This is a genomic window from Chitinophaga sp. NPDC101104, assembly GCF_050277495.1.
Classification (GTDB): Bacteria; Bacteroidota; Bacteroidia; order Chitinophagales; family Chitinophagaceae; genus Chitinophaga.
This window is the reverse complement of sequence record NZ_JBNNSF010000001.1, coordinates 469,018-492,812: the sequence shown is the minus strand read 5'-3', so window position 1 is coordinate 492,812 and position 23,795 is coordinate 469,018. Positions and strand designations below refer to the sequence as shown.

Annotated in this window: 25 protein-coding genes; 6 read left to right on the top strand and 19 right to left on the bottom strand. The window is 54.2% G+C overall.

The features are described from left to right. Window positions 1–24: 24 nt before the first annotated feature. Together ACQKLP_RS02115 and ACQKLP_RS02110 are read right to left on the bottom strand one after the other, a co-directional pair. A complete protein-coding gene (locus tag ACQKLP_RS02115; protein ID WP_427319604.1) occupies window positions 25–762 on the bottom strand; it encodes a DUF4197 domain-containing protein in 738 nt (245 codons plus the stop codon). Between the two features lie 24 nt (window positions 763–786). Beyond that, on the bottom strand, window positions 787–1,614 hold the full coding sequence (locus tag ACQKLP_RS02110) for a universal stress protein (RefSeq protein ID WP_427319602.1): 828 nt from the start codon (window positions 1,612–1,614) through the stop codon (window positions 787–789). A 198-nt stretch (window positions 1,615–1,812) separates the two neighbouring features. Between ACQKLP_RS02110 and lysS the strand changes: the two genes are divergently transcribed. The 3 genes from lysS (at window position 1,813) to ACQKLP_RS02095 (ending at window position 6,237) form a co-directional block, all read left to right on the top strand. Further along, window positions 1,813–3,351: a lysine--tRNA ligase gene (lysS, locus tag ACQKLP_RS02105; RefSeq protein ID WP_427319600.1), complete on the top strand. Its 1,539-nt coding sequence runs from the start codon at window positions 1,813–1,815 to the stop codon at window positions 3,349–3,351. Between the two features lie 148 nt (window positions 3,352–3,499). Further along, window positions 3,500–3,880: a hypothetical protein gene (locus ACQKLP_RS02100; protein WP_427319598.1), complete on the top strand. Its 381-nt coding sequence runs from the start codon at window positions 3,500–3,502 to the stop codon at window positions 3,878–3,880. Between the two features lie 230 nt (window positions 3,881–4,110). Further along, entirely contained in the window at window positions 4,111–6,237 is a 2,127-nt protein-coding gene (locus ACQKLP_RS02095; protein ID WP_427319596.1) for a S9 family peptidase, read from the top strand. A 640-nt stretch (window positions 6,238–6,877) separates the two neighbouring features. Here the strand turns inward: ACQKLP_RS02095 and ACQKLP_RS02090 are convergent. The 6 genes from ACQKLP_RS02090 to ACQKLP_RS02065 form a co-directional block, all read right to left on the bottom strand. Continuing rightward, complete coding sequence (locus ACQKLP_RS02090) at window positions 6,878–7,216, bottom strand: tRNA-binding protein (protein ID WP_427319594.1); 339 nt, start codon at window positions 7,214–7,216, stop codon at window positions 6,878–6,880. A 250-nt stretch (window positions 7,217–7,466) separates the two neighbouring features. Next, complete coding sequence (locus tag ACQKLP_RS02085; RefSeq protein WP_427319592.1) at window positions 7,467–8,456, bottom strand: potassium channel beta subunit family protein; 990 nt, start codon at window positions 8,454–8,456, stop codon at window positions 7,467–7,469. 200 nt (window positions 8,457–8,656) lie between these two features. Further along, the gene (lptC, locus tag ACQKLP_RS02080) at window positions 8,657–9,211 is read right to left on the bottom strand and encodes an LPS export ABC transporter periplasmic protein LptC (RefSeq protein ID WP_427319590.1); all 555 of its coding nucleotides are present in this window, start codon (window positions 9,209–9,211) and stop codon (window positions 8,657–8,659) included. A 4-nt stretch (window positions 9,212–9,215) separates the two neighbouring features. Then, window positions 9,216–10,373 carry a hypothetical protein gene (locus ACQKLP_RS02075; RefSeq protein WP_427319588.1) on the bottom strand — a complete coding sequence of 386 codons (1,158 nt, stop codon included), beginning with the start codon at window positions 10,371–10,373 and terminating at the stop codon, window positions 9,216–9,218. A 133-nt stretch (window positions 10,374–10,506) separates the two neighbouring features. Next, window positions 10,507–11,250 carry a type III pantothenate kinase gene (locus tag ACQKLP_RS02070; RefSeq protein ID WP_427319586.1) on the bottom strand — a complete coding sequence of 248 codons (744 nt, stop codon included), beginning with the start codon at window positions 11,248–11,250 and terminating at the stop codon, window positions 10,507–10,509. A gap of 9 nt (window positions 11,251–11,259) precedes the next feature. Next, window positions 11,260–11,895 carry an LON peptidase substrate-binding domain-containing protein gene (locus tag ACQKLP_RS02065; protein ID WP_427319584.1) on the bottom strand — a complete coding sequence of 212 codons (636 nt, stop codon included), beginning with the start codon at window positions 11,893–11,895 and terminating at the stop codon, window positions 11,260–11,262. A 134-nt stretch (window positions 11,896–12,029) separates the two neighbouring features. On the opposite strand from ACQKLP_RS02065, the gene meaB reads away from it, so the two are divergent. The 3 genes from meaB to ACQKLP_RS02050 all read left to right on the top strand — a co-directional run bounded on the left by meaB (window position 12,030) and on the right by ACQKLP_RS02050 (window position 14,468). Then, window positions 12,030–12,929, top strand: a complete 900-nt coding sequence (meaB, locus tag ACQKLP_RS02060; protein WP_427319582.1) for a methylmalonyl Co-A mutase-associated GTPase MeaB — start codon at window positions 12,030–12,032, stop codon at window positions 12,927–12,929. 175 nt (window positions 12,930–13,104) lie between these two features. Beyond that, entirely contained in the window at window positions 13,105–13,431 is a 327-nt protein-coding gene (locus tag ACQKLP_RS02055; protein WP_427319580.1) for a DMT family transporter, read from the top strand. Between the two features lie 425 nt (window positions 13,432–13,856). After that, on the top strand, window positions 13,857–14,468 hold the full coding sequence (locus ACQKLP_RS02050) for a MarR family winged helix-turn-helix transcriptional regulator (RefSeq protein ID WP_427319578.1): 612 nt from the start codon (window positions 13,857–13,859) through the stop codon (window positions 14,466–14,468). 9 nt (window positions 14,469–14,477) lie between these two features. Here ACQKLP_RS02050 and ACQKLP_RS02045 read toward each other — a convergent pair whose 3' ends face one another. From ACQKLP_RS02045 to ACQKLP_RS01995, 11 genes are all read right to left on the bottom strand, one after another. Beyond that, window positions 14,478–14,693, bottom strand: a complete 216-nt coding sequence (locus tag ACQKLP_RS02045) for a hypothetical protein (RefSeq protein ID WP_427319576.1) — start codon at window positions 14,691–14,693, stop codon at window positions 14,478–14,480. A 50-nt stretch (window positions 14,694–14,743) separates the two neighbouring features. Further along, window positions 14,744–15,310: a DUF420 domain-containing protein gene (locus tag ACQKLP_RS02040; RefSeq protein WP_427319574.1), complete on the bottom strand. Its 567-nt coding sequence runs from the start codon at window positions 15,308–15,310 to the stop codon at window positions 14,744–14,746. Between the two features lie 15 nt (window positions 15,311–15,325). Continuing rightward, window positions 15,326–15,973, bottom strand: coding sequence for an SCO family protein (locus tag ACQKLP_RS02035; protein ID WP_427319572.1), 648 nt, complete (start codon window positions 15,971–15,973; stop codon window positions 15,326–15,328). Between the two features lie 169 nt (window positions 15,974–16,142). Next, window positions 16,143–16,535 (bottom strand): cytochrome C oxidase subunit IV family protein, encoded by a 393-nt coding sequence (locus tag ACQKLP_RS02030; RefSeq protein WP_427319570.1) that lies wholly within the window; start codon window positions 16,533–16,535, stop codon window positions 16,143–16,145. 56 nt (window positions 16,536–16,591) lie between these two features. Continuing rightward, the gene (locus tag ACQKLP_RS02025) at window positions 16,592–17,269 is read right to left on the bottom strand and encodes a cytochrome c oxidase subunit 3 (RefSeq protein ID WP_341842388.1); all 678 of its coding nucleotides are present in this window, start codon (window positions 17,267–17,269) and stop codon (window positions 16,592–16,594) included. A gap of 54 nt (window positions 17,270–17,323) precedes the next feature. Continuing rightward, window positions 17,324–17,887 (bottom strand): cytochrome c oxidase subunit 3, encoded by a 564-nt coding sequence (locus tag ACQKLP_RS02020; RefSeq protein ID WP_126245825.1) that lies wholly within the window; start codon window positions 17,885–17,887, stop codon window positions 17,324–17,326. 4 nt (window positions 17,888–17,891) lie between these two features. Continuing rightward, window positions 17,892–18,773 (bottom strand): heme o synthase, encoded by an 882-nt coding sequence (cyoE, locus tag ACQKLP_RS02015; RefSeq protein WP_427319567.1) that lies wholly within the window; start codon window positions 18,771–18,773, stop codon window positions 17,892–17,894. A gap of 86 nt (window positions 18,774–18,859) precedes the next feature. Then, window positions 18,860–20,692, bottom strand: a complete 1,833-nt coding sequence (locus ACQKLP_RS02010) for a cytochrome c oxidase subunit I (protein ID WP_427319565.1) — start codon at window positions 20,690–20,692, stop codon at window positions 18,860–18,862. 97 nt (window positions 20,693–20,789) lie between these two features. Beyond that, window positions 20,790–21,830, bottom strand: a complete 1,041-nt coding sequence (locus ACQKLP_RS02005) for a cytochrome c oxidase subunit II (protein WP_427319563.1) — start codon at window positions 21,828–21,830, stop codon at window positions 20,790–20,792. Window positions 21,831–21,895: 65 nt separating this feature from the next. Beyond that, window positions 21,896–23,095, bottom strand: a complete 1,200-nt coding sequence (locus tag ACQKLP_RS02000) for a quinol:cytochrome C oxidoreductase (protein WP_427319561.1) — start codon at window positions 23,093–23,095, stop codon at window positions 21,896–21,898. Between the two features lie 46 nt (window positions 23,096–23,141). Further along, window positions 23,142–23,783 (bottom strand): cytochrome c, encoded by a 642-nt coding sequence (locus ACQKLP_RS01995; RefSeq protein ID WP_341842384.1) that lies wholly within the window; start codon window positions 23,781–23,783, stop codon window positions 23,142–23,144. Window positions 23,784–23,795: the final 12 nt, after the last annotated feature.

Genomic DNA, 23,795 nt, shown 5'->3' with positions numbered 1-23,795 from the left:
TTTCTTTATCAACAAATCCGTGATTTAAGATTTACCGCCGAACACTTTCTTCAGCAGCTCGGAAGTGCGGGCCGCAGGATTGTTGCGGATCGCGGCCTCTTCCTTGCCGATCTGGTCGAACAGGGCGCTGACCGCCTTGTTGGTCACATATCCTTTCAGATCGGGATCGAGTTTGGTGAAGGAAGTGGGGAGGCTATTGTATTTGGTGACGATATCGCCATAATATTTGGTGGCCATGGTCTGGTTCAGCGCCGAATCGATCACGGGTGAAAATGCGGCGATGAGGCTGGCGGTCGTTTTCTCCTTGAAGAAGTTGGTAGCGGAGTTTTGTCCGCCGGTAACGAGTTTCAGCGCATCGGTGATGGTCATTTGCTTGATGGCGTTCACGAAGATGGGGGCGGCGAAGCCTACGGCGTTTTCGGCCGAGCGGTTGATCTGGAGGATCGCTTTGTCGACCAGGCTGCCCATTCCGATGCTGCGGAGCGCTTTTTCGGCTTTCAGCGCGTCGGGCGGGAGGAGCACTTTGTAGAGCTGGTTCCCGAAGAAACCGTCTTGTTTGTTGAGGAGGCCGATGCCTTTGAGGACGCCTTTTTCCAGTGCTTCCTTGATGCCGCCGGCGGCTTCGTTTTCAGTTACGTTGCTACCTGTGGTAGCCGTGCTGCCGGAATTGAGGACGTTGCCCACTTTCTTGAGGATCTGGGCATTGGCCGTGGTGTGGAGGACGAGGGCGCCCGCCGCGATAAGGATGGTACGTTTTAACATGATGCTGTTGTTTTGTACAGGGTGCTATTCATGGATAGACAAAAGCGGAACATGCGTCTGGAACGCGATCCGCGAAGTATTGCTGCGTTTGAAGATGCTGTCGAACAGGCCGTGCTTTTTCGGGATGATGAGCAGCAGGTCGGCCTGCAGCCCCTGCGCGAAATCCGTAACGGCCTCCGGCACGTTGGGCCGGTCGATGAAATGATATTGCGGATTGTAGTCGTGCAGCATGTTGTCCAGTTCCTGGTTTTCTTCCGGGCGGATGTGCTCGCGGCCTTCTTTCTGGATGTTCACGACATGCAGTTCGGGTTTGAAGATATCGAGGAAGCGGAGGAGCGGCTCGCGGCGGGTGGTTTTGGCCACTTTGCGGAGATCGCAGGCGAACACGACTTTTTTTATGGGTTTGAAGGCAGATTCCGTGGGTACCACGATCACGGGGTAGGCGGAGGTTTTCACGACGTCGACAGTGTTGGAGCCGACGAGGATTTCTTCCAGCTGGCTGCCGCCGGTGATGCCCATTACGACTACGTCTGCCAGTTCTTCGCGGCAAACCTGGTCGATATTGGCGGCGAGGAGGTGATTATCTGCGCGGATATCGAGGGTGATATTGGCCGGGACCATCGGTCTGAGCTGGGTCTGCATGTTGCGGAGCCCTTCCATGCTGGATTCCCGGAGGTCGTCCATATTGACGATGGGCACGGCGGTGGGGAGGTCCGGAATGGGGACGATCAGTTCGTAGGCGTGGTAGAGCACGATGCGGGTGGCGCCCGTCTGGCCGGCGAGGCCGATGGCGTATCTGGCCGCATTGTAAGCCGTTTCCGAAAAGTCCGTTGGTACGATGATGGTTTTCATGCCGGGTCAGTTTTGTCTGGTTTAAAGGTACGCAATAACCGCACCAATCGCTGACATGAAATCATAAATAAATTATAAAAACACACCATGCGGGGCCGTTGGGAAGGGATGCCGCAAATGCGGCCGAAATCGATTATTTTTGCCGTCTCGTAATGCCGGGGGATCGTTGTCCCCCACAAAACAGTACTAATCACGACAATGAGCGTAACTACCCAACAACAGCTTTCGGAACAGGAGATTATCCGCCGCGACAAGCTGAAAGAGCTGCAAAATCTGGGGATCGACCCGTATCCCGCCGCGGAATACCCGGTGAACGCGTATTCCACAGATATCAAGGCCGGTTATTCGGAAGAAACGAAAGACCAATACCAGGAAGTTTGCCTGGCTGGCCGTATTATGAGCACCCGCGACATGGGCAAGGCGAACTTCGCCGTACTGCAAGACAGCAAGGGTAGGATCCAACTGTATATAAAGCGGGACGATATTTGTCCCGGAGAAGATAAAACCCTTTACGACACCGTTTGGAAGAAACTGACCGATATCGGTGATTTCATCGGCGTGAAAGGCTACGCTTTCGTGACCAAAACCGGCGAAACCTCCGTGCATGTGAAAGAGCTCACCATCCTGGCGAAGGCGCTCCGCCCGCTGCCGGTGGTGAAAGTGAAAGACGGGGAAGCGTTCGACGAGGTGACCGATCCCGAGTTCAAGTATCGTCAGCGTTATGCCGACCTGGTGATCAATCCTGACGTGAAGGAAGTTTTCATCAAGCGTACCCGCCTGATGCAGACGATCCGGGATTTCTACAATGCCATGGGGTACCTGGAGGTGGAAACGCCCATCCTGCAAGCCATCCCCGGCGGAGCCGCCGCGCGCCCCTTCATCACGCACCACAATGCGCTCGATATGCCGCTGTACCTCCGCATCGCTAATGAACTGTACCTGAAAAGGCTCATCGTAGGCGGCTTCGAAGGCGTGTACGAATTCGCGAAAGATTTCCGGAACGAAGGGATGGACCGTACCCACAATCCCGAATTCACCGTAATGGAAATGTACGCCGCGTACAAGGATTATAACTGGATGATGGACACCACCGAGCAACTGCTCGAAAAAGTAGCCACGAACGTGAACGGCACTACGAAAGTAACCGTGGGTGAGCGGGACATCGACTTCAAAGCCCCCTATCCCCGCGTTCCCATCTACGAAGCCATCCGCCAGCACACCGGTTTCGACGTTTCTGAAATGGACGAGGCCGGCATCCGCGAGGTTTGCAAACAACTCGGCATCCACGCCGATCCCAACCACGGCAAGGGCAAACTGATCGACGAAATCTTCGGCGAGAAATGCGAGCACCATTACGTGCAGCCCACTTTCATCACCGATTACCCCGTCGAAATGAGCCCCCTGACCAAGCGCCACCGCAGCAAAGCAGGCGTGGTAGAGCGTTTCGAACTGATCTGCAACGGCAAGGAAATCGCCAACGCCTACTCCGAGCTCAACGACCCCATCGATCAGCGGCAGCGTTTCGAAGACCAGGTAGCCCTCATGGAACGTGGAGACGATGAAGCCATGTACATCGACTACGACTTCCTCCGCGCCCTCGAATACGGCATGCCCCCCACTTCCGGGATCGGTATCGGCATCGACCGTTTGACGATGCTCATGACCAACCAGCCTTCCATCCAGGACGTGCTGTTCTTCCCGCAGATGCGGCCGGAAAAGGTGCAATCCGCAGAATAACGGAATGATTTTCAATAGCGAGCCCGGCACCTGTGGTGCCGGGCTCTTTTTTATCGTGGAAATCCCCCCAAAGCGGGAAAAGGATGTCAGCAGGTGCGTTCGTTGAACAAAAGCCGGGCGGCATCGTTAAGTTGTAAACCCTTTGCTCATGCGTATCCATATACCCACGTTCGTAGCCGTAGTCGTATTCGCGCTTGTCTGGATTTTCTTCGGCATCGCCCATCTCGTCAATGCAAAAGCCCTCAGTCCGCTGGTGGCCCGCATTCCCGGAGGCGTTTTCTGGATCTATTTCACCGGGGCCGCCATGATCCTCGCCGGTTTCGCCATCATCCTCAACAAATGGGCGAAAGCCGCCTGTTACTTCCTGGCGCTCATGCTTTTCATCTTCATCCTCGTCATCCACCTCCCTTCACTCGTTCGCGGAGATTTTGCCGCGCCCGTCAACATCCTCAAAGACCTGGGCTTCATCGCCGCATCCATCGTCATCGGCAATATCCGGGACCATATCAGGCAACTGGGCCAGCTGTAGACATAACCGGCCCGTTGCCTGACGACCATATCCTATGAAAAACCATACGGTAAGGTACGCGCCAGGCCCACGCCACTGCAGCTCCGTTTCACGGACGCGCGGTTCTGCCGCATGACCGGTCGTTTTCTGTAAACCGCCGGTATAATTGATTGTCATAATTGATAATTGATCTTTATTTTCGCTCCACTCCGGGAATTCCGGATTTGAACCTGTCAAAAATTATGAGAAATATGCATAAGTCCATTCCGGCATGGACAGCCGGCCTGTGCATCATGGCCGCTTTGCCAACTTTCGCCCAGGAGAAAAAAACGTTAAGTTTCGACCAGATCTTCACCAAACCCGTTTCCATCACCGAACCGCTGCCCGGCGTAAGAGGCTGGGCCGATAAAGCGCATTACATCGAAATGCGCAATGGCAAGCAGGTAGCTGTTGACGTGAAATCCGGCACCGCAACGCCTTACACGCCGCCACCCGCCACCGGCAGCACCGTGAGCGTGAAGGAAAACGACATCTACCTCCAGCGGCCGGACGGCAGCGCGCCCATCCGCCTCACCACCACCGAAGCGGAAGAAAAGAACCCCACCCTTTCGCCCGACGAAAAATACGTCGCCTTCACGCGCAACAACAACCTGTTCGCCATCGAAGTGGCCACGCAGAAAGAAATACAATACACTACCGACGGGTCTGACGTGATCTACAACGGCTGGGCTTCCTGGGTGTATTATGAAGAGATCCTCGGCCGCCCGTCGCGCTACCGCGCTTTCTGGTGGAGCCCTGACAGCCGGAAGATCGCGTTCATGCGGTTCGACGATTCCCGCGTGCCCGTGTTCCCCATCTACAGCGAAAAAGGCCAGCACGGCTACCTGGAGAACACCCGCTATCCCAAAGCCGGCGATCCCAACCCGGAAGTTCGCCTCGCCATCGTTCCCGTAACCGGCGGCAACATCACCTGGGCCGATTTCAACGAGAAAGACGACCAGTATTTCGGCCAGCCCTTCTGGACGCCCGACGGCAGCACCCTCTGGGCCCAGTGGATGCCCCGCGAACAGAACCAGCTCTTCCTCTACGCCATCGACTCCCAGACCGGGGCCAAGAAAGTGGTGTACCAGGAACAGCAGAAAACCTGGATCGACTGGTTTACCGATATTTATTTCCTGGCCAACAGCAAAGGTTTCATCGTGAAAAGCGACCGCTCCGGCTGGGACCACCTTTACCTGCATAACATGGACGGCAGCCTGAACAAACAGCTGACTTCCGGTAACTGGCGGGTGAAAGACCTGCTGCAGATCAACGAAAAGAAAGGCGCCATTTACTTTACGGCCCGGAAAGAAGCTACTACCCGGTACGACCTTTACAAAGCCGATCTGAAAGGCGGAACGCCCCGGCGCCTCACTTTCGGCGAGTTCAGCCACGATGTGAAGCTGGCGCCCGAGGGCGACTGGTTCGTGACTACCTACAGCAACCTGAACACCCCTCCGCGGATGGCCCTCGTGTCCGACAAAGGCAAGGTAGCCCGCGAACTGGGGAACGCCCGCGGAGCAACGTACGACAGCTACAAACTCGCACCCACCGAGCTGAAAACCTACAAAACCCGCGATGGCCTGGAACTGCCCATCACCATTATCTGGCCCTTCAATATGGAGCCCGGTAAAAAATATCCCGTGCTGATCTCCATTTACGGCGGTCCGGACGCTGGAACGATCTATGATACCTACCGGCCCAATATGCCGGGACAATGGTTTGCGCAGGAAGGGCTCATCCAGGTGGTGATAGACAACCGCGCGGCGGGGCACCTCGGCAAAGTGGGCATGAACTACATCCACCGCCAGCTCGGCAAATACGAAATCGAAGATTATATGGACGCCGCCCGCTGGCTGGCCACCCAGCCCGGTGTGGACGCTTCCCGTATGGGCATTACCGGCGGCAGCTTCGGCGGGTATATGACCTGTATGGCGCTGACCTATGGGGCAGACGTGTTCACCCACGGTATCGCGAATTTCAGCGTTACCGACTGGCAGCTGTATGACAGCCACTATACCGAGCGGTATATGGACCTTCCGAAAGACAATAAAGAAGGCTACAAGATAACTTCTGTAATGACCCATGCAGAGAAGTACAAAGGCTTGCTGCGGGTGGTGCATGGTACGATGGACGATAACGTGCATTTGCAGAACTCGGTCCAGCTGGTGGATAAGTTCGAAGACCTCGGGAAGCATTTCGAGTTTATGGTGTACCCTGGCGAGCGTCATGGCTGGGGCGGGCCGAAAGCGACGCATTCCCGCAACGAAAACTACCGTTTCTATTACCAGAACCTGCTGCAGAAGCCGCTGCCTGATTTTTTCAAGGGCACGAATTGATGCGCGGGCGATAAACGCACGAAAAATGGCCGTCCTTTACCGGGACGGCCATTTTTCTTTATAGGCGATGAAACGGGACAACCACGGCTGTTTATCCGTAAGCTGGCGTTCAAAATCAAATAGTGGGAAAGTGTAGAAGGAAGAAGGTTCCGTTGAGGTAGGGGCAAAAAAACAGGGCTGCAAGAATACAGCCCCGAAAAATTTTAACCATATCTTTATTGAAAAACCTGTTACAAATTTCCATAATTTAGAAACAACTCCCATCTGCAAACTAGCGAACGCTATATTTTTTCCAGTAAACGTATAGAAAATCCCCCTGAACGATGAGAGCAGTGAGCGAAAACCCCCTGCATCGTACAACCAGCGTATACTATGCAAATATCAATCAGTGATTATTTATATATGATGTTATAACGGCGAATTTGCCCGGAATGGCGCGTGGGGAAAAGAAAAAAGGCGGTAAGAATACCGCCCTTGTAATAATTTTAACCATATCCTATGAAAAACCTAAGTCAAAGATAAGGCGGTTCTTTACCATCGCAAGTTCATTTCCGTGAACGCATGGTTTTAGTTCGTGAAGCGCGAAAAACCGTCTTTTTCTTATCATATTATTAATTTTCTCATATTAATATTTTCATTACTATGCAATCCTGTGGCCATTCTTGACAGGGCGGTCTGGCTGCAGCAGCACGATTTCCTTCCCATCGCCTACAACGCCCAGCACGAGGCATTCCGAGAAGAAATTGGCGATTTGTTTCACGGGGAAATTCACGACGGCCACCACTTGTTTCCCGACAAGTTCATCTGGCTGGTAAAGCACGGTAATCTGGGCGGAGGATTTGCGGACCCCGATCACAGGGCCAAAGTCGACTTCGAGCTGGTAAGCGGGATTGCGCGCTTTTTCGAAAACTTTTGCGGAGAGGACGGTGCCTACATGTATATGCACCTTTTCGAAATCATTCCAGGTGATGGTTTCCATGATTTGAAATTTGAAGAACGGGTTGAATGACTAAAAAAGGGAAGTTAACGGCTTTGGGGCGAAATCAAAAAAAATTGGGCGGTAAGAATACCGCCCACAATATTTTTAACCATATCCTATGAAAAACCAATACAAATATACTGGAGTCCCACATTGCAGGATACGGCATTTGGTAAACGCAAGATTTTGCCTCGTGAACGTATAGAAATAATGTCTATTAACATCAATTTAACGCACTCCCGATCACCCATTAATGCCTGATGGCCATCGGTGCATTTTCCATGATGGCGTCGATTTCCTTCATGATTTCGGGCGTAAGTTGCTGATATACATCGATCGCCTTGAGGGTTTCGGTCAATTGCGCCTCTTTCGTAGCTCCCAGGATGGTGCTCGACACGTTCGGGTTGCGGATCGTCCAGGCCACGGCGAACGTTGCCAGGCTGGTACCCAGCTCCTTAGCCACCTTTTCCAGCTTCACCACCTTGGCGATGTTCGCCTCCAGCAGGTTGCGGTTCCGCAGCCACTCGTAGCCCTCCAGGCTCAGCCGGGAGCCCTCGGGCACCCCGTTGTTATATTTCCCGGTCAGGATCCCCGACGCCAGCGGACTAAAGATCGTCGTCCCCAGTCCCACACCGCTGAAAACCGGCAGATACTCCAGCTCGATCTTTTCGCGGCGGAACAGGTTGTATTCCGGCTGCTCCACCACCGGCGCGATGAGGTTATACTGGCGCGCCACCATGTGCGCTTCCATGATCTCGGCGGCCGTCCACTCGGAAGTGCCCCAATACAGGATTTTCCCCTGCTGGATGAGGTTGGTCATCGTCCACACCACTTCCTCGATGGGCACGTTCCGGTCTGGCCGGTGGCAGTAGTACAGATCGAGGTAATCGAGCTGCATGCGCTGCAGGGCTTCGTGGCAGGCTTCCATGAGGTGCTTGCGGCTCAGGCCGGTCTGGTTAGGCTTGTTATTGGCCCCGCGCCAGCCGAAAAACGCCTTGCTCGACACGATGATCGATGTCCGGTCCCAGTTCTTGCTCTTCAACACACGGCCCATCATCTTTTCGGATTCGCCGAGGGCATACACCTCTGCATTGTCGAAGAAGTTGATGCCGTTATCGTACGCCAGCCCCATGAGGCGGTCGCTGGCCGAATCGTCTACCTGGCCGTGGAAAGTAACCCAGCTGCCGAAAGACAGTGCGCTGATCTGGAGGCCGGATTTGCCTAGTCTTCTGTATTCCATATTGAAAGATTTTAACGGTTTGCTTGAAGGGGTTAAAATAATACTTTGGCATGGTTGTTGGATCAATAGGCGCAGGAAATTTTAGGTTAAAAATAGCGTTTGATCTTTCCAGATCGTACACAAACAAACAATTAGGTTAAAGCAAAAGAACCCGGTCGCCTGACCGGGTTCTTTTGTTATGGTATCTTTCGAAACTTCGTTTATTCGAGGATGAAGGAGCTGTCTTGCGGAACGAACGTCCCGTTCGCTTTCAGGAACTCCGTGCGCGACAGGTCTTGCGTAGCACGGATGCCGCTTGCATAGATCGTATCGGTGATGGTGGAGATGCGGCAGAAACGGTCTGTCATGAACATCGCCGTTTTGGAATCGAAGCGGAGGTCTTTACAATCGAGCCGCTGTGCGGTGGTGAGACTGATGAATACCACGGAATCGCGGAGATAGATGTCGTTCGTCCCTTCGTCCAGCCGTCCGAAATTAGCCGTCAGGATGCTTTCTTTCCTGCCTACGCTGTCGTAGAATATTACCTGCAATCCTTTCGGGAAATCGGTGTGTGGGGGGTGCGTCACGTAGCGTTCCATGTATTTGCTGGTGAGCACGCCTTTAACGGTGGCCGACTGGCTGAGGATGGTTTCTACGTCGAACGCCTGCTCAACGCCGAGTTTCTTGGTATCGAAGGCGGCAACGGCGTTCATATCGTTTTCGCAGCCGCTGAAGGCCATGATCGCGAGGGCTCCGTATGCGAGTAAGCGTTTCAAGCGGTTAGTCGTATTTGGCTTTGAGGAACCAGCGGTCGCTGAGGGTGAAGCCGATGGTCAGGCGGTACGACGTTTCGCGGAGCTGGTCCACGTTTCCGCGGGAGCCCACTTCGAAAGCGGCGTTGATCATCGTGAACTGGTTCATGGCGGGCATGATCCTTCTTACCGGGAAACCTGCGCCGATGGAGAACCCGAGGGTGTTCATGTCCATTCCTGCCAGTTTCACGTTGTCTTTACCGAAGTAACCGCCGAGGCGATACGTTACTTTGTTCCAGTATCCGGAGAAAGATTGAGCATTGGGGACGAACTGACCGCCGAAGGCCATGCGCCAGCTGTCTTGCGTGGAATCTATCGCGCCGTAGTTCCTGAAATTGCTCCATTTGGAAGTCGTGTAATCGATACCGAAGGAGAATTTATCGGTTTTGGACAGCATGATGCCGCCGCCGATGGACTGGGGATAGATGATATCGCCACGGTCGCCGCTGGTGTACTTCACGGTGTCGCGGGTATCGTATTCCTGGGACGAAGCGTCGTACAGGAGGGTTTCCTGGAGGCGTTCGCGTTTGGCGGAAAGTTTCTGTTCGAGGTTGCCGCTGACGCCGAACTGGAGGTTCAGGTCTTTCCCGAGCTTGATGTTTTGCTGGAGGCCCAGTGTGTAGAAGAAGGAACCGTAGCTGGTACGCTTCATGTCCCTGGACGGAACGATGGAGCTTTGCGGATCGTCTACGTTAGAGGGGAAGAGGACTTTGGTGCTGTTGGTGACGTTCCCGAAGATGTAACCTACGTTCACACCTACGCTGAATCCGCCGAAACCGATACCGGAGCCTACATAAGCCTGGTAAATGCCGCCGCTGCCTTCGAACTGGTTAACGGAAGCTACTTTCAGCGTGTCGAAGAAAGTTCGGTCTTCCGGAACGCCAATGTTGTAGGCAACTTTGGTGAGGGGGCGGATCCCGAGGTTGAGGCCCCACTTCGGGCCGAGCGGCATGCCCAGCTGGAGGTAGCTCAATGTTCCGTACCCGGCGCTGGACGCCGCGTCTCTCGAAGTGAGCCGGCGGGCGCCGCCGTGAACGCCCACGTCGAACGTTACGAGCTGCAGGCGGGAGTAACTGGCGGGATTGACGAAGTTGATGGACTGGGCATCGCCATATGCCTGTGCCACGCCTCCCATGCCGAGGTTGACTGCGTTCTCGGAACGCGAAATCTCGCCAAGGCCGAATCGGGAGTACGGTGAATTATCCTGGGCGTCAGCATTTTTTGCCGATAGCACTGCTACGCCTAACAGGCAAAAGAAGCTAGCTTTTGTCCAATACATTGAGTTCAGCGATTGAATTTAAACCTTTATACATTAAATACGGGCTTGCAAATATCTTATTTTTAAGGCGGGAAGCAAAAAATTCCAAATTCCCCCCTGTTAAAAGCGCGTTAAAGTTCCCGTACCTGGCGGCATACAGCGAAATCATGCCGTCTACCTCCGCCAGTGCGCCTTCCAGCACTCCGCTGAGGATATTTTGACGGGTATTATATCCAATAAAACTATAATGCGCTTCGGCGGGAACGAGCGGCAATTTATCCGTAAAAGCGTGCAGGGCGCGGAACCGCATGTCGATCCCCGGGCTGATGCCCCCTCCCAGGAATTCGCCGTGTTTGTTGATGAAATTGTAGGTGATGGCCGATCCGGTACCGATCACGAGATTATGCTGGCCGGGAAACATTTCCCAGGCCCCTGCGGCCAGCGCGATCCGGTCTACGCCCAGGGTTTCGGGCTTTTCGTACACGATCCGGACGGGCATCGGCGTATCGCAGCGCAGGCGGATGAAGCGCGTTCCGCTTTGCAGCAGCGATTCCAGCGCCGGCGGATGTTCGATCACCGACGACAGCACCGCCGCGCGGGGGCGCCGTTCCTTCAGCAGCTTCTCTACTTCCGGCAGTAACGTTTCTTCGCTGAAAAACCGCTCTTCCTGCAGTTCTCCGCCTTGCATAATGCCACACTTCAACCGGGTATTGCCCAGGTCGAAACAAAAAATCGGGCCGATCATGGCGCCAAGTTAAAAATTATCTACGGATAAATTCCGGAAGTGACCGTTCAGTTTCACCCGGTCTTTGAGCCGCTCCATCTCCGTCATGAGGGGAATCACCTTGTTGAGGTGGCGTTTGAGGTACTCCAGGCGCTGCATTTCCTGGAAAAGATGGAGCATTTCGTATTCTTCTTCCAGCGAAAGCCCCGCATGGTGCGCGATGTCGTATGCCCGCAACCGGTGGTCTTCTACCGGGAACTGCTTCGAGACCTGCAGGATATGGTGCAGCTCGCGCACCGCCGCCAGCACCTGCTCGCGGAGCGTATCGCTCGTACGGTCGTGATTGTCGGGGTAATTGACGATGGCGCCGGCATACAGTTTTTCGGGCACTTCGCGGATGATCTCGAGGATGCGGAACACCTTGATGCCGCGGGTCCGCACGTCCATCTCGCCGTTGTCGTACGTTTTTTCCACCCGCGAAATTTCCACGAGCGTACCGTACTCGTTCACTTTCTGGTCGATCACCGCGGGGATGCCGAAGGGTTTGCCTTCGCGGATGCATTCTTCCGCCAGCTGTTTGTACCGCGGTTCAAAAATATGCAGGTTGAGCATCTCGCCGGGATAAACGACTATGCCGAGGGGAAATATGGGTATGAAGTTCGTCATGTTCGCGCGTAGGTTCTTCGTTGTTTTAAGTTACGAATTTTGAACGAAAAATAATGGCGGTCCGCCTCCGGCGGATGGGAGGAAAGAAAAGGAGGCATCTTCCCGAAAAGAAAAAACATCTATACATTTGTTGCATGTCTGCGTTACTTGACCGGCTCCTTTCGGGAGACCTGAGGGCCCTGGCCCGGAGCATCTCCCTGGTGGAGAACGAAGCCCCGGGATACGAACAGCTGCTGGAGTCGCTCCCGGCGCGCGCAGGCACCCGCGTGGTCGGCATCACGGGGCCTCCCGGCGCCGGTAAAAGCACGCTGGTGAACGCCCTCATTTCCGCCATCCTCCGCCGCGGGCAGCGTGTAGCCGTCATCGCGGTAGACCCTTCGTCGCCCTTCAACTTCGGCGCATTGCTCGGCGATCGCATCCGCATGGCCAACCACTTTTCCGACCCCGACGTATACATCCGGTCTATGGCGAGCCGGGGCGCTTTGGGCGGCCTCAGCCCGAAGATCCTCGAAGTGGCGGACATCATCAAGGCCGCGGGGTTCGATTACCTGTTCATCGAAACGGTGGGCGTGGGACAGAGCGAAGTGGAGATCGCCGGTATCGCGGATACGACCGTGGTGGTGGTGGTGCCCGAAGCGGGAGACGAGATCCAGACCATGAAAGCCGGGCTCATGGAGATCGCGGCGATTTTCGCGGTGAACAAGGCAGACCGACCGAAGGCCGACGAGTTCGTCCGCAACCTGCGGCTGCTGGCGCATTCGCGCGCAACGGCCGGCTGGGAAACGCCTGTGATCAAAACGGTGGCGTTGCGGGACGAAGGGGTCGGCGAGCTCATGAAAGCGCTCGATGCCCATCGCGATCACATTCATGACAATGCCGGCCGCAAATCATTGCTGCTCGCTGAAAAGGCTTGGCAACTTATCCAGTATAAGAGAATGCGGGAGGTGGACAGGCAGGCCTTGCTGGCGGAGATCCGCGCGCAGATGGACGAGCCGGGGTTCAACATCTACCGCATCGTTCGCCGCTATAGCTGAAAAAATCCTATCTTTGCGGCAATCAACGTAAGCGCAGAGATGTTTACCCAAACGAGAGTTTTCCGTCTTTTCTTCACTTACGCCGTATTCAACTACGGCGGCTGATCCTGCGCGCAACCCTTTCTCATCAACATTTTCGACATATTTCTGATCATCTAAAACAAAAGCTTTTGTTATGGCTTGGTTATTTCTTGTGCTGGGCGGTCTGTTCGAGATCGGCTTTACCATTTCGCTGAAGTATTCAGAGAATTTTTCGAAGCTCTGGCCTTCGGTTTCTTTCGTGATTTGTATTTCGCTGAGCTTTTTCCTGCTCAACAAAGCGATCAACGGCGGCTTGCCGATCGGTACCGCATACGCAGTGTGGACGGGCATCGGCGCCGCAGGAACGGCCATTGCGGGGATGCTGTTCTTCAAGGAGCCGGCCACCGCGATGCGGCTGGTGTTCCTCGTCATGCTGATCGGCTCCATCATCGGGTTGAAATTCGTATCCGACGCACATTGATCAAAGAGGCCTCCGGGCCTCTTTTTTTGTCGTGAATTGCTGATGAATAGGTTGTAAATTAGCGACGCATCACACACACGTTACAACGGCCATCGTGCAGGAGGTCAGAAAAAATTTCCAGGGAAATATGTTGTAGAATGAGCCACCACGGCTTCGGGTAAGTTTTTTTTCAACCAGATAGATATATCAAATTAAGCAGATGCAATTTTGCTGAGGGGAGATCGCGGCGGGTGCGGCACGAAATACCCCAGGCCTGGGCGTATTACACAATTTTGTTTGCCTCACTCCGTTTATCAAAAAGCCTGTGAATCACCATGAAAGTGTGATATTCACGGTCTAAATCTTTCGTACATTACGCCCCCCGTGCAAACCCGTTAGAAGAAACAATTAGGAACAAGCAAAACTACTGCGTTACAAACAACACCATGCGAAAGGAATCCACCTTCAACCCGGAGCACCAGGCCACCAATACCGCCAGTAAAGTGGTCGCCGCACTGGAAAGACTCTCAGAAGCTTTCCGTGTATTGCTTTGGCAGGAAGCGAAACAGTACGGGATCAGTCCAATTCAGGTCCAAATCCTGACCTATCTCCTTCATTACCCGGAAAAGCTGAAGACCGTCACCCATCTCGCCGCGCATTTCAATATGACGAAGGCAACGATCAGCGATGCGATCAAGACCATCGAATCCAAAGGCTTTGTCAAAAGGAAAGAAGATAAAGAAGACAGCCGCAGCCATACGCTGCATTTGACCCGCGAAGGCAAAACGGTTGCCCGCCGGGTAGAGCGGTTTGCGGAACCGATGCAGGAATCGGTGGAAGATATGTCGGCCGAAAAACAGGCGGGCATGCTGGAACAGTTGCTGGGCCTTATACAGGATCTCAACCGTAACCTCATCATCACGCCGCAGCGGATGTGCTACAACTGCAGATTTTACGAAAAGAAAGGGAAATTACATTATTGCCACCTCGTGAATGCCATTCTGAAGGCGGCGGATCTGCGGGTAGATTGCCCGGAATTCAGGAAACCAGCCATTTAGGGGCGCGCTTTATTGCGCCCGCTGGCTCCTCCACCAGCGGATGCCCAGGAACAAGCCCAGCGCCAGCGGCGCGGCGGCCAGCATCAAGATACCGTTGTTCAGGCCTTTGGCAGGCCCTTCACCCAACTGCTGCGCGGTTTTCGTGCAGAGGGAACATTGCGCCATCAATTGGCCGGCTGGCAGCAGCATGGCTACCGTCATCATCAGGTAGAATATCTTTTTCACGCTCCGAAATTAGGCATTTTTAATGCGCCTGGGCCTGATTTATGTCAGGCTCAGGCGTAATACGGCGAAATCATCATGTACACCACCACACCTGTAATGGCCACGTAAAACCAGATCGGCCAGGTGATCCGCGCTATGCGGCGATGTTTCGGCCAGTCGGACTGGAACCCTCTCAGCAAGGTGAACAGCACCAGCGGAACGATCACCACTGCCAGCACGATGTGGGTGAGCAGCAGGAAGTAGTACACATACCGCACGCCGCCTATCGCGGTGATCTCCGCCGCGTCTACCACCCCATTGTGGTCCATATCGCCGAATTTGGTGGATTCGGTGAGGAAGTGATAGGTGACGTAGGAAAGGAGGAATATTACAGACAGGCCCACAGCGGTGAGGTTCGCCCATTTGTGGGCCGTTTTCCGGCCGTTCTTGATAAAAAAGAGGCTCGCCAGCAGCAACACCGCCGTGGCGGAATTGAGGACGGCGTGGAAGAAGGGCATCACCTTTACGTCGAACCCTACCTGCACGTTCGGCTGCGGGAGCACGAACAAAATGGCCACCGCCACGGGGATGACGATAGAAATGATGGTGATGATGATATTGAGATTCTTGTTCTTCATGTTCACTGAGAAGTTTTAGTTGCCGGAAGAGAACAGGCGCTTCAGGAGGCCGGGCCTCTTTTTGTCTTTGGCGATATGCAATACGGCGATATCGTTCACCATTTTGCGGACGGAAACGGTGTCCATCCCATTGTAATACCCGCGGATGAAGCGGTCTTTATCGATCAGCACGAATTTTTCGGCGTGGATGAAATCATCCGGCCCGCCATCGCCCTGAACGGCATTCACGAAGAATTCGTGGCGGGCGAGGTCGTAGATCTCTTTTTTATCGCCGGTGAGGAGCCACCAGTTGCGGGGGTCGATGTTACGGCTGTCTGCATAATGCTTGAGCGTGGGCACCGAGTCGCGCACGGGGTCTACCGAAAGGGAGATGATCTGCAGGAGCGTATCGTTTTTGGCGTAGGAGTCCTGCACCCGCTTGAGGTTCTTCATAAGGGTGGGGCAAACGGTGGGGCAGCTGGTGAAGAAGAAGCTCACGACGAGCACTTTTCCTTTGAGCTGTTCCAGGTTCACGTTTTCGCCGAGCTGATTGGTGAGGGTGAAATTTTTGACCTGGTGGAAGACGGTATCGTAGGATGTTTGTCCGTCTTTCACGATGGTGTCTACCCTTTCTGCGATGAGAAACGGCGGCACTTCCACTACATTCTTGCCGTAGTGGTCCACGATCAGGTAACCCGTGAGGGGTACGAGGATGGCCAGTGCTACGCCGAGTATTGCTTTCCTGTTGATAACCGTAAGATTTAGGTGTTTATAAAAGCGAAAAATGTAAAAGCGTTGCTGTATTACGGCATCACTTTTACATTTTCCGGGAGTATCGAATTACGAATCGTAATTAGTGATGGTTGCCACCACCGTGCGCCGGGGCCACTTTTTCGGCGGGGACCGGAGCGCTGGGGGCGTTTCTGCGCATGTGTTTCCAGCTGTCGCCGTCCGCGAGGAAGGCGATGATGAACCAGATGAACAATGTCAGCGGCATGAGAACGGTCCATACCAGGTTCTTGATTTCATGACCAAGGTGCATGAACTCGGAAACGATATAATACGCCTTGAATACGGTCAGGATGATGAAGAGGGCGTTCAGCCAGATTCTGTCGGGGAAGCCGGTCTCAAGATGCAGGAATGCAAATCCTACTTCCACCATGGTGATGATCAGGAGGATCCAGAACGTTTTCCAGATTTTCTTGATGGAAGCTTGCCTCTCGGCTGCGTTATGCGTATGCGCCATATCTAAATTTCTTTTCTCTTTACAAAAATACGATCAGTCAATAAACTTCGGGCTGATTACAGCAGGTAGAAGCAGGTGAATACGAATACCCAAACCAGGTCTACAAAGTGCCAGTACAGGCCCACTTTCTCTACCATTTCGTAATGGCCGCGGTGCTCGTAGGTACCTTTCAGCACGTTGATCAGGACGATGATGTTGAGGACAACGCCCGAGGTTACGTGGAGGCCGTGGAAGCCGGTGATGGTGAAGAAGAAGTCGGTGAAGTTGGTGGAAATAGCCGCCGTTCCGTCTGCGTTCGGGAAGGGGTTGCTGCCCCACCAGGCGCCAACTTCGTGCAGGTGCATCCATTCCCAGGCCTGGCAGCTAAGGAACATGATACCACCGATGATGGTGAGGGAGAGCCATTTCACCACGGCTTTCCTGTCCATATAATGGCCCGCATTCACAGCCAGTACCATGGTAACGGACGACATGATCAGGATGAAGGTCATCAAGCTCACGAATACCAGCGGCATATCCGCATGGCCCATGAAGGGGAATGAGTGGAACACGACGTTGGGATCAGGCCAGGCTTCAGCCATGAAACGTTGCGTGCCGTAAGCGATCAGCAATGCGCCAAACGTGAAGGCATCGGAAATGAGGAAATACCACATCATCAGTTTGCCATAGCTCACGTTGAAGGGAGAAGACCCTCCGCTCCACCATTTTTTCTTCGCTGTTACTGCGTTATCCATTGTACGAATTGTGAATTTTATTGGTTCTAAACAGTATCTTTTTTTCTATTCTTTTTATCTGGCCAGGCTGAAAAATACCAGCAGGTAAATCCAGAGGGCGTCCACGAAATGCCAGTAGGTGGATGCTACTTCGATGGGCACGGTGCTGTAGGTGCGCACCCGGGTCCTGAAGGCCCGGAAGAACATCACCAGGAGCACCGCTACACCGCCGAGCACGTGCAGCACGTGCGTGCCAACGATCACGTAGATGAAGGAGGCCGAAACGGTGCTGTCGAGCGCCAGGCCGTGGTTCTTCATGTCCGCGAAGCCGATGAACTGGCAAACGGCGAATGCTACGCCGAGCAGTGCCGTGAGCGTGATGAGCTGTTTGTAAGCGCCCATGTTGCGCGCTTTGAACTGGCGGCCGGCCAGGTAAATGGTGCCGCTGCTCAGCAGGATCAGTACGGTAGACACGTAAAAGATCGCCGGCAGGTTGAAACTGAGCCAGTTGGCCTGCGAGCGTTTTACCACGTAAGCGCTCGTGAACCCGATGAACATCATGGTGATGCTGGCCATCGCGATCCACATAGAATACTTATGCGGGTGTATCTTGTTTTTAGGTGCGTTCATTGTAATCATCTCCTCACAGTTTTACTTTATCGAACAACAATGCCAGCAATATCACTGCCAGGTAAATATACGAACCGAACATCAGTTTCCGTGCCGAAGGAACGTCTGCCTTACGGTACAGCTCGATGGCCTTCCACAGGTACCAGCCGCCGATGAGGATGGCTACGATCGCGGAGATGTAGCCCGTGAGCCCCAGCAGGTACGGTGCAATGCCAGCGGGTATCAGCAGCAGGGTCCACATCGCCGCCTGCAGGGCGATCATCTTGCCCGGCCCGTCTTCACGGGGCATCAGGCGGAAACCTGCACGCGTGTAATCCTTGTGCGCTACCCAGGCGATCGCCCAGAAGTGCGGAAACTGCCAGAGGAACTGGATCGCGAAGAGCGACCAACCGCCGATTGACAGGGCATTGTCTCCCGCCGCCCAGCCGATCAGCATCGGCAAAGCCCCGGGCACAGCGCCTACCAGTACCGCCAGCGAGTTCCATTTCTTCCAGGGTGTGTATACGAAACCGTACAACAACAGGGAAAAGAAACTCAATCCAGCGGCCAGCCAGTTGAACGAAAACCCCAGGATGGCAACGCCTGCAGCGCCCGTGAGCACGCAAAGCAGCCAGGCCTCGGCAACGGTCACCCTGCCGCCGGGCAGCGGCCTTACAGCCGTGCGCGCCATCAGTTTGTCCGTCTCCCGTTCCAGGATCTGGTTGATGATATTGGCGGAGCCTGATACCAGGATGCCGCCGGCAAATAACAAAAGAACTTTAATCAAACTGAATTCCACGCCAGGCACCAGCAAATAGGCGACCACGCAGGCGAAAACTACCATGAAGGTCAGCGTAAACTTCATCATCATGAAGTAATCCTTCACCCTGCTTGCAATGGCGTATGATAAAGACAACTTTATGGAATTTTCTTGCAACATAATAAACTACACTGTTTCTGTTCCACCATCCTGCTGCGGCAGGGATGCCCCTGCCGGCATCTTTAGTGTCCGGACTCGTCGGGAGATACCGGAACCGTTTGCGGGATGAAATCTTTTCCGTCCTTGCTGTAATCGTATGCCCAGCGGTGAACTTCCGGGATCTCGCCGGGCCAGTTGCCGTGGCCGGGGTTGATCGGGGTGGTCCATTCCAGGGTGGTAGCGTTCCACGGGTTAGGCGTGGTCAGCTTGCGGCCCTTGAAGATGCTGTAGAAGAAGTTGAATACGAAGAGCAGTTGCGTAGCGAACACGATGATCACCACGAAGGAGATGAACATGTTCAACCCGTTGAAACTGTTGAAGGAAGCCCAGTTGCTATAGTCGAAGTAACGGCGGGGCATGCCTGCCATACCTTCGTAGTGCATGGGCCAGAAGATCAGGTAAGCACCAACCAGGGTGATCCAGAAGTGGATGAAACCGAGGGTTTGGTTCATATAGCGGCCGTACATTTTCGGGAACCAGTGGTAAATACCGGCGAACATACCGAAGAATGCGGATACACCCATTACGATGTGGAAGTGCGCGATTACGAAGTAAGTATCGTGCAGGTGGATGTCGATAGCGGAGTTACCCAGCCAGATACCTGTCAGACCACCGGAGATGAAGGTGCTCACGAAACCGATGGAGAACAGCGACGCCGGCGTGAAGCGGATGTTACCGCGCCAGATCGTCGTGATCCAGTTAAATACTTTAATGGCCGAAGGTACCGCGATCAGCAGCGTCAACAGTACGAAGAACGCGCCGAGGAAGGGGTTCAGACCGGTCACGAACATGTGGTGCGCCCATACGAGGAACGCCAGGATCGTGATCGCGAACATGGAGCCCACCATCGCCAGGTAACCGAAGATCGGCTTGCGGGAATTCACCGCGAGGATCTCAGATACCATACCCATCGCAGGGAGGATAATGATGTATACTTCAGGGTGGCCCAGGAACCAGAACAAGTGCTGGTAGAGGATCGCAGAACCACCTTCGTTCGGCAGTACTTTACCCGCAACGAACAGCTCGGAAAGGTAGAAGCTGGTACCGCCATGGCGATCGAACAGCAACAGTACGAAACCGGAGAGCAGCACGGGGAACGACAGCACGCCCAGAACGGCGGTGAAGAAGAAGCCCCAGATCGTCAGCGGCATCTTGGTCATGCTCATACCTTTGGTACGCATGTTCAGGATGGTCGAGATATAGTTCAGGCTACCCAGCAGGGAAGACACTACGAATATTGCCATAGACACCAGCCAGAGGTCCATACCGATCTTGGAACCGATCGATGCGTCGCCCAGGGCGCTCAACGGAGGGTAGGAAGTCCAGCCGCCGGAAGCGGGGCCGGTCTGCACGAACAGGGACGACATCATGATCACGCTCGCCAGGAAGAAGAACCAGTAGCTCAGCATGTTCATGAAAGGGGAAGCCATGTCGCGTGCACCTACCTGCAGGGGAATGAGCAGGTTGGAGAAGGTACCGGAAAGACCGGCGGTCAATACGAAGAACACGAGGATGGTACCGTGCATCGTTACCAGGGCGTAGTACGCCTCGGCAGTGATACGGCCGCCCTCGGCCCAATGGCCGAGAATGCTTTCCAGCCAGGGGAACGTAGCGTCCGGGTAACCCAGCTGCAGACGGAACAATACGGAAAAGAACGCACCAATGATGGCCCAGATGATACCCGTGATCAGGAATTGCTTCGCGATCATCTTGTGGTCCATGCTGAAAACGTACTTCGAGATGAAGGTCTCTTCATGGTGGTGATCATGCCCGTCATGGCCATTACCATGCCCATGGTCCGCTGCGTGGCCGTGATGATGTAAATCCTGACTGTGCAATGTTGCTTCGTTACTCATAATAAGTTCTGTTTATGATCAGCCGGTAAACGGGGCGGGCTCGCCGGCTATTTCCTTAAATTTTTTACGCTTCTAGTATCTCTTTCTCTGCGATTGATTATTTACCAAGCGCCGCTACGGCTTTCGTAGAATCGGCGGGCGCTGCAGGTGCCGCGGGCGTTTCGGGGGCGGGATGCGCTACCGAATACTGCGTTACCTGTTTAGCTAACCATGCGTCATATTCTTCCTGTGTTTCCACGATGATGTTGGCTTTCATGGAATAGTGACCGCTGCCGCACATCTGATCGCAGGCCAGTTCGTACACAAAGTCCGGGTTGCCGGTACGCTTGCGGTACTCTGCCGTAGTGATCGTCGGGGTAAACCACAGGGTGGTCGGGATACCCGGAACGGCGTCCATTTTCAGACGGAAGTGAGGCAGACCTACGTCGTGCACCACATCGCGGGAACCGATGATCAGCTTCACCGGTTTACCTACCACAACGTGCAGTTCCGGAGCGATGATATCGTCTGTATTCAGTTTATCGGCCCAATCCTGACCCACAGGATTGTTGGATTCGTTCGTGAGCTTGAAGTTGCGGCGGCCGAGCTGTCCATCCTTACCGGGGTAACGGATGATCCAGTTAAACTGCTTGCCGGTCACTTCCACCACCATAGCCCCTTTCGGCGCATCGGAAGTCATTTTCAGCCAGTGGCGGATACCGAAGGCAACCAGCACCGTGAGCACGATGGCCGGGATTACCGTCCAGATCACTTCCAGTTTGTTGTTATGCGGAAAGAACAGTGCTTTACGGCCGTCTTTCTCCTGGTATTTCCAGGCGAAAACGAACAGGGCGATCTGCGTCAGTACGAACACGATCATCGTGATGATGAAAGTTACCTTGATAAGGCTGTCCACTCCCACACCATGATCGGAAGCCGGTTCGGCCAGCATGCGGCCTTCCAGCAAATCATGGCACCACCATACGCCGATCAGGCCCAGCACCAGGAAAACGATCATCAGGAAACCGTTGATACGGTTAGACTGCTCGCGCGCTTTCTTTTCACCTTTCAGAATGGACACATATTCGCTTGCTTTCGCGATCTGGAAGATCACGACGAATATGAGAACAACTACTATAACTGCTAAATATCCTGACATTGCTATTGAATAATAATTAAGTTATCTAATGCTAAACGTTGTTTGTATTACCATTACGCCACGCATCAGGTGTGGTGCACGATACTTTCTTTCAGGTAAGGATGGTTCTTCGCCGTCAGCGGCGCTTTGGCCAGCTGCTGCGCCGTCAGGTAAATGATCAGCCCTACGAAGCCCAGTCCCAGGCCCAGTTCGTACCAGGGGAAGTACAGGTGCTTCACAGTTGCCGGCATTACCATCTGGAAGAAGTCGAGCCAGTGACCGAAGATGATCAGTCCACCCATGAAAGCCACCAGTGTATAGTTACGTTTGGAATTCCGTTTCATCAGGATCAGCAGCGGGCAGATGAAGTTGATGATGAGGTTCAGGAAGAATACGGGCCTGAACTCACCCCATACGCGCGGCTTGAAGTAAATGGTTTCCTCGGGCATGTTCGCATACCAGATGAGCATATACTGGGAGAACCAGAGGTATGTCCAGAATACGCTGAACGCGAACATGAACTTGCCAAGGTCGTGCAGGTGCTCTTCGTTCACCATTTCCAGGTAACCTTTGCTCTTCAGGTACACTACGAACAGTGCGATGAGCGACAGGCCGGAAACCCAGGTGCTGGCGAAAGTGTACCAGCTGTACATGGTGGAGAACCAGTGTGCGTCGATGCTCATGAGCCAGATCCACGGCGTGGTGGAGCCCATGCTCAGCGCGTATACCACGGCGAAGAGGCCGCACCATACGGTACCTTTCCAGATCAGTGCCTTACGGCCGTCCTGGTCCAGCAACATCTTGTCTTCCGCGAGCGACATGCGGCGCAGTTTCACCGTAAGCAGGCTCCAGAGGGCCAGGGTGATCACCGTCATGGTCGATACGAAACCGGCGTTGAGGAACGGGGATTTGAACTCCAGTACCTTGTCGCCATGAGGATGCAGCCAGTGGTAAATGTGGCCTTTGTTACCGAAGATGAGGAAGCCCAGTACTACCAGCACGATCACGCTCAGCACAGGCACGGCCATGGAGATGGCTTCGGGTACGCGGCGGAACGCCATTTGCCAGCCACCGTGTGCGAGTGTGGTCACACAGATGAAAAAGGTGCTGGCCAGGACCACCATCAGGAAGAAGGTGCTGTTCTGCAACAGGCCTGCCCAGAAACGGGTGGGCCCGTGCTCGCCGTTGAGTGCAAATATTCCGATCAACAAAGTCAGCAAGCCAATGCCCAAAAGCACGAAGCTGGTCGTTTTTAATCTTGCTGGTACTACAAATTGGTCCTTCATTACTGTTGTATATTAAAATACGAAGTTGAAATGCGATTTAATCTTATTAATGAGCTGCTGCTACCGCCGGTGCCGCCGCTGTTGCCGAATCGGCCGCGGGTGCCGCTTCCGGAGCTGCCGCTGCGGGCGCTTTGCCGCCGTTCTGCATGTTCTTGATATAGCCTACCACTTTCCAGCGCTGCTCGATATCGAGCTGGCTGGCGTAGCTGCCCATGGCGTTGAAACCGTACGTGATCACGTGGAAGATACGGCCCTCGGAATAACCCATTACCTTACCGGTCAGCATGGCCGCCGGGGCCAGGGGGTAAGGCCCGTCGCCGCCTTTGTACAGCGGCCCGTTGCCGTCCAGCTTCTGGCCGTGGCAAACACCGCAGTAAATATCATACAGGCGCTTCCCTTCATCCAGACCCGCTTTGTCCAGCACCAGGGGGTTTCTCACCAGGTTCGCCTGCGCAGTATCTTCCGCTTTCAGGTGATAAGGCAGCATGGCGCCGCGTTTCACCGTTCCTTCCACCGGCTTCATGCTCGCAAGGCGGGCGCTGTAGAACTCGTATGCACGGGATTCGTACATATCGGGCACATAAATCTTGCCGGGATTTCTATGGTGCGGCCCCTTGTTCCCGCAGGATGCCAGGAAGGCGCCCCCTGCTAAGGCTGCTACAATCAGTATGTTGGAAGTCCTTTTCATCCGATATTTATT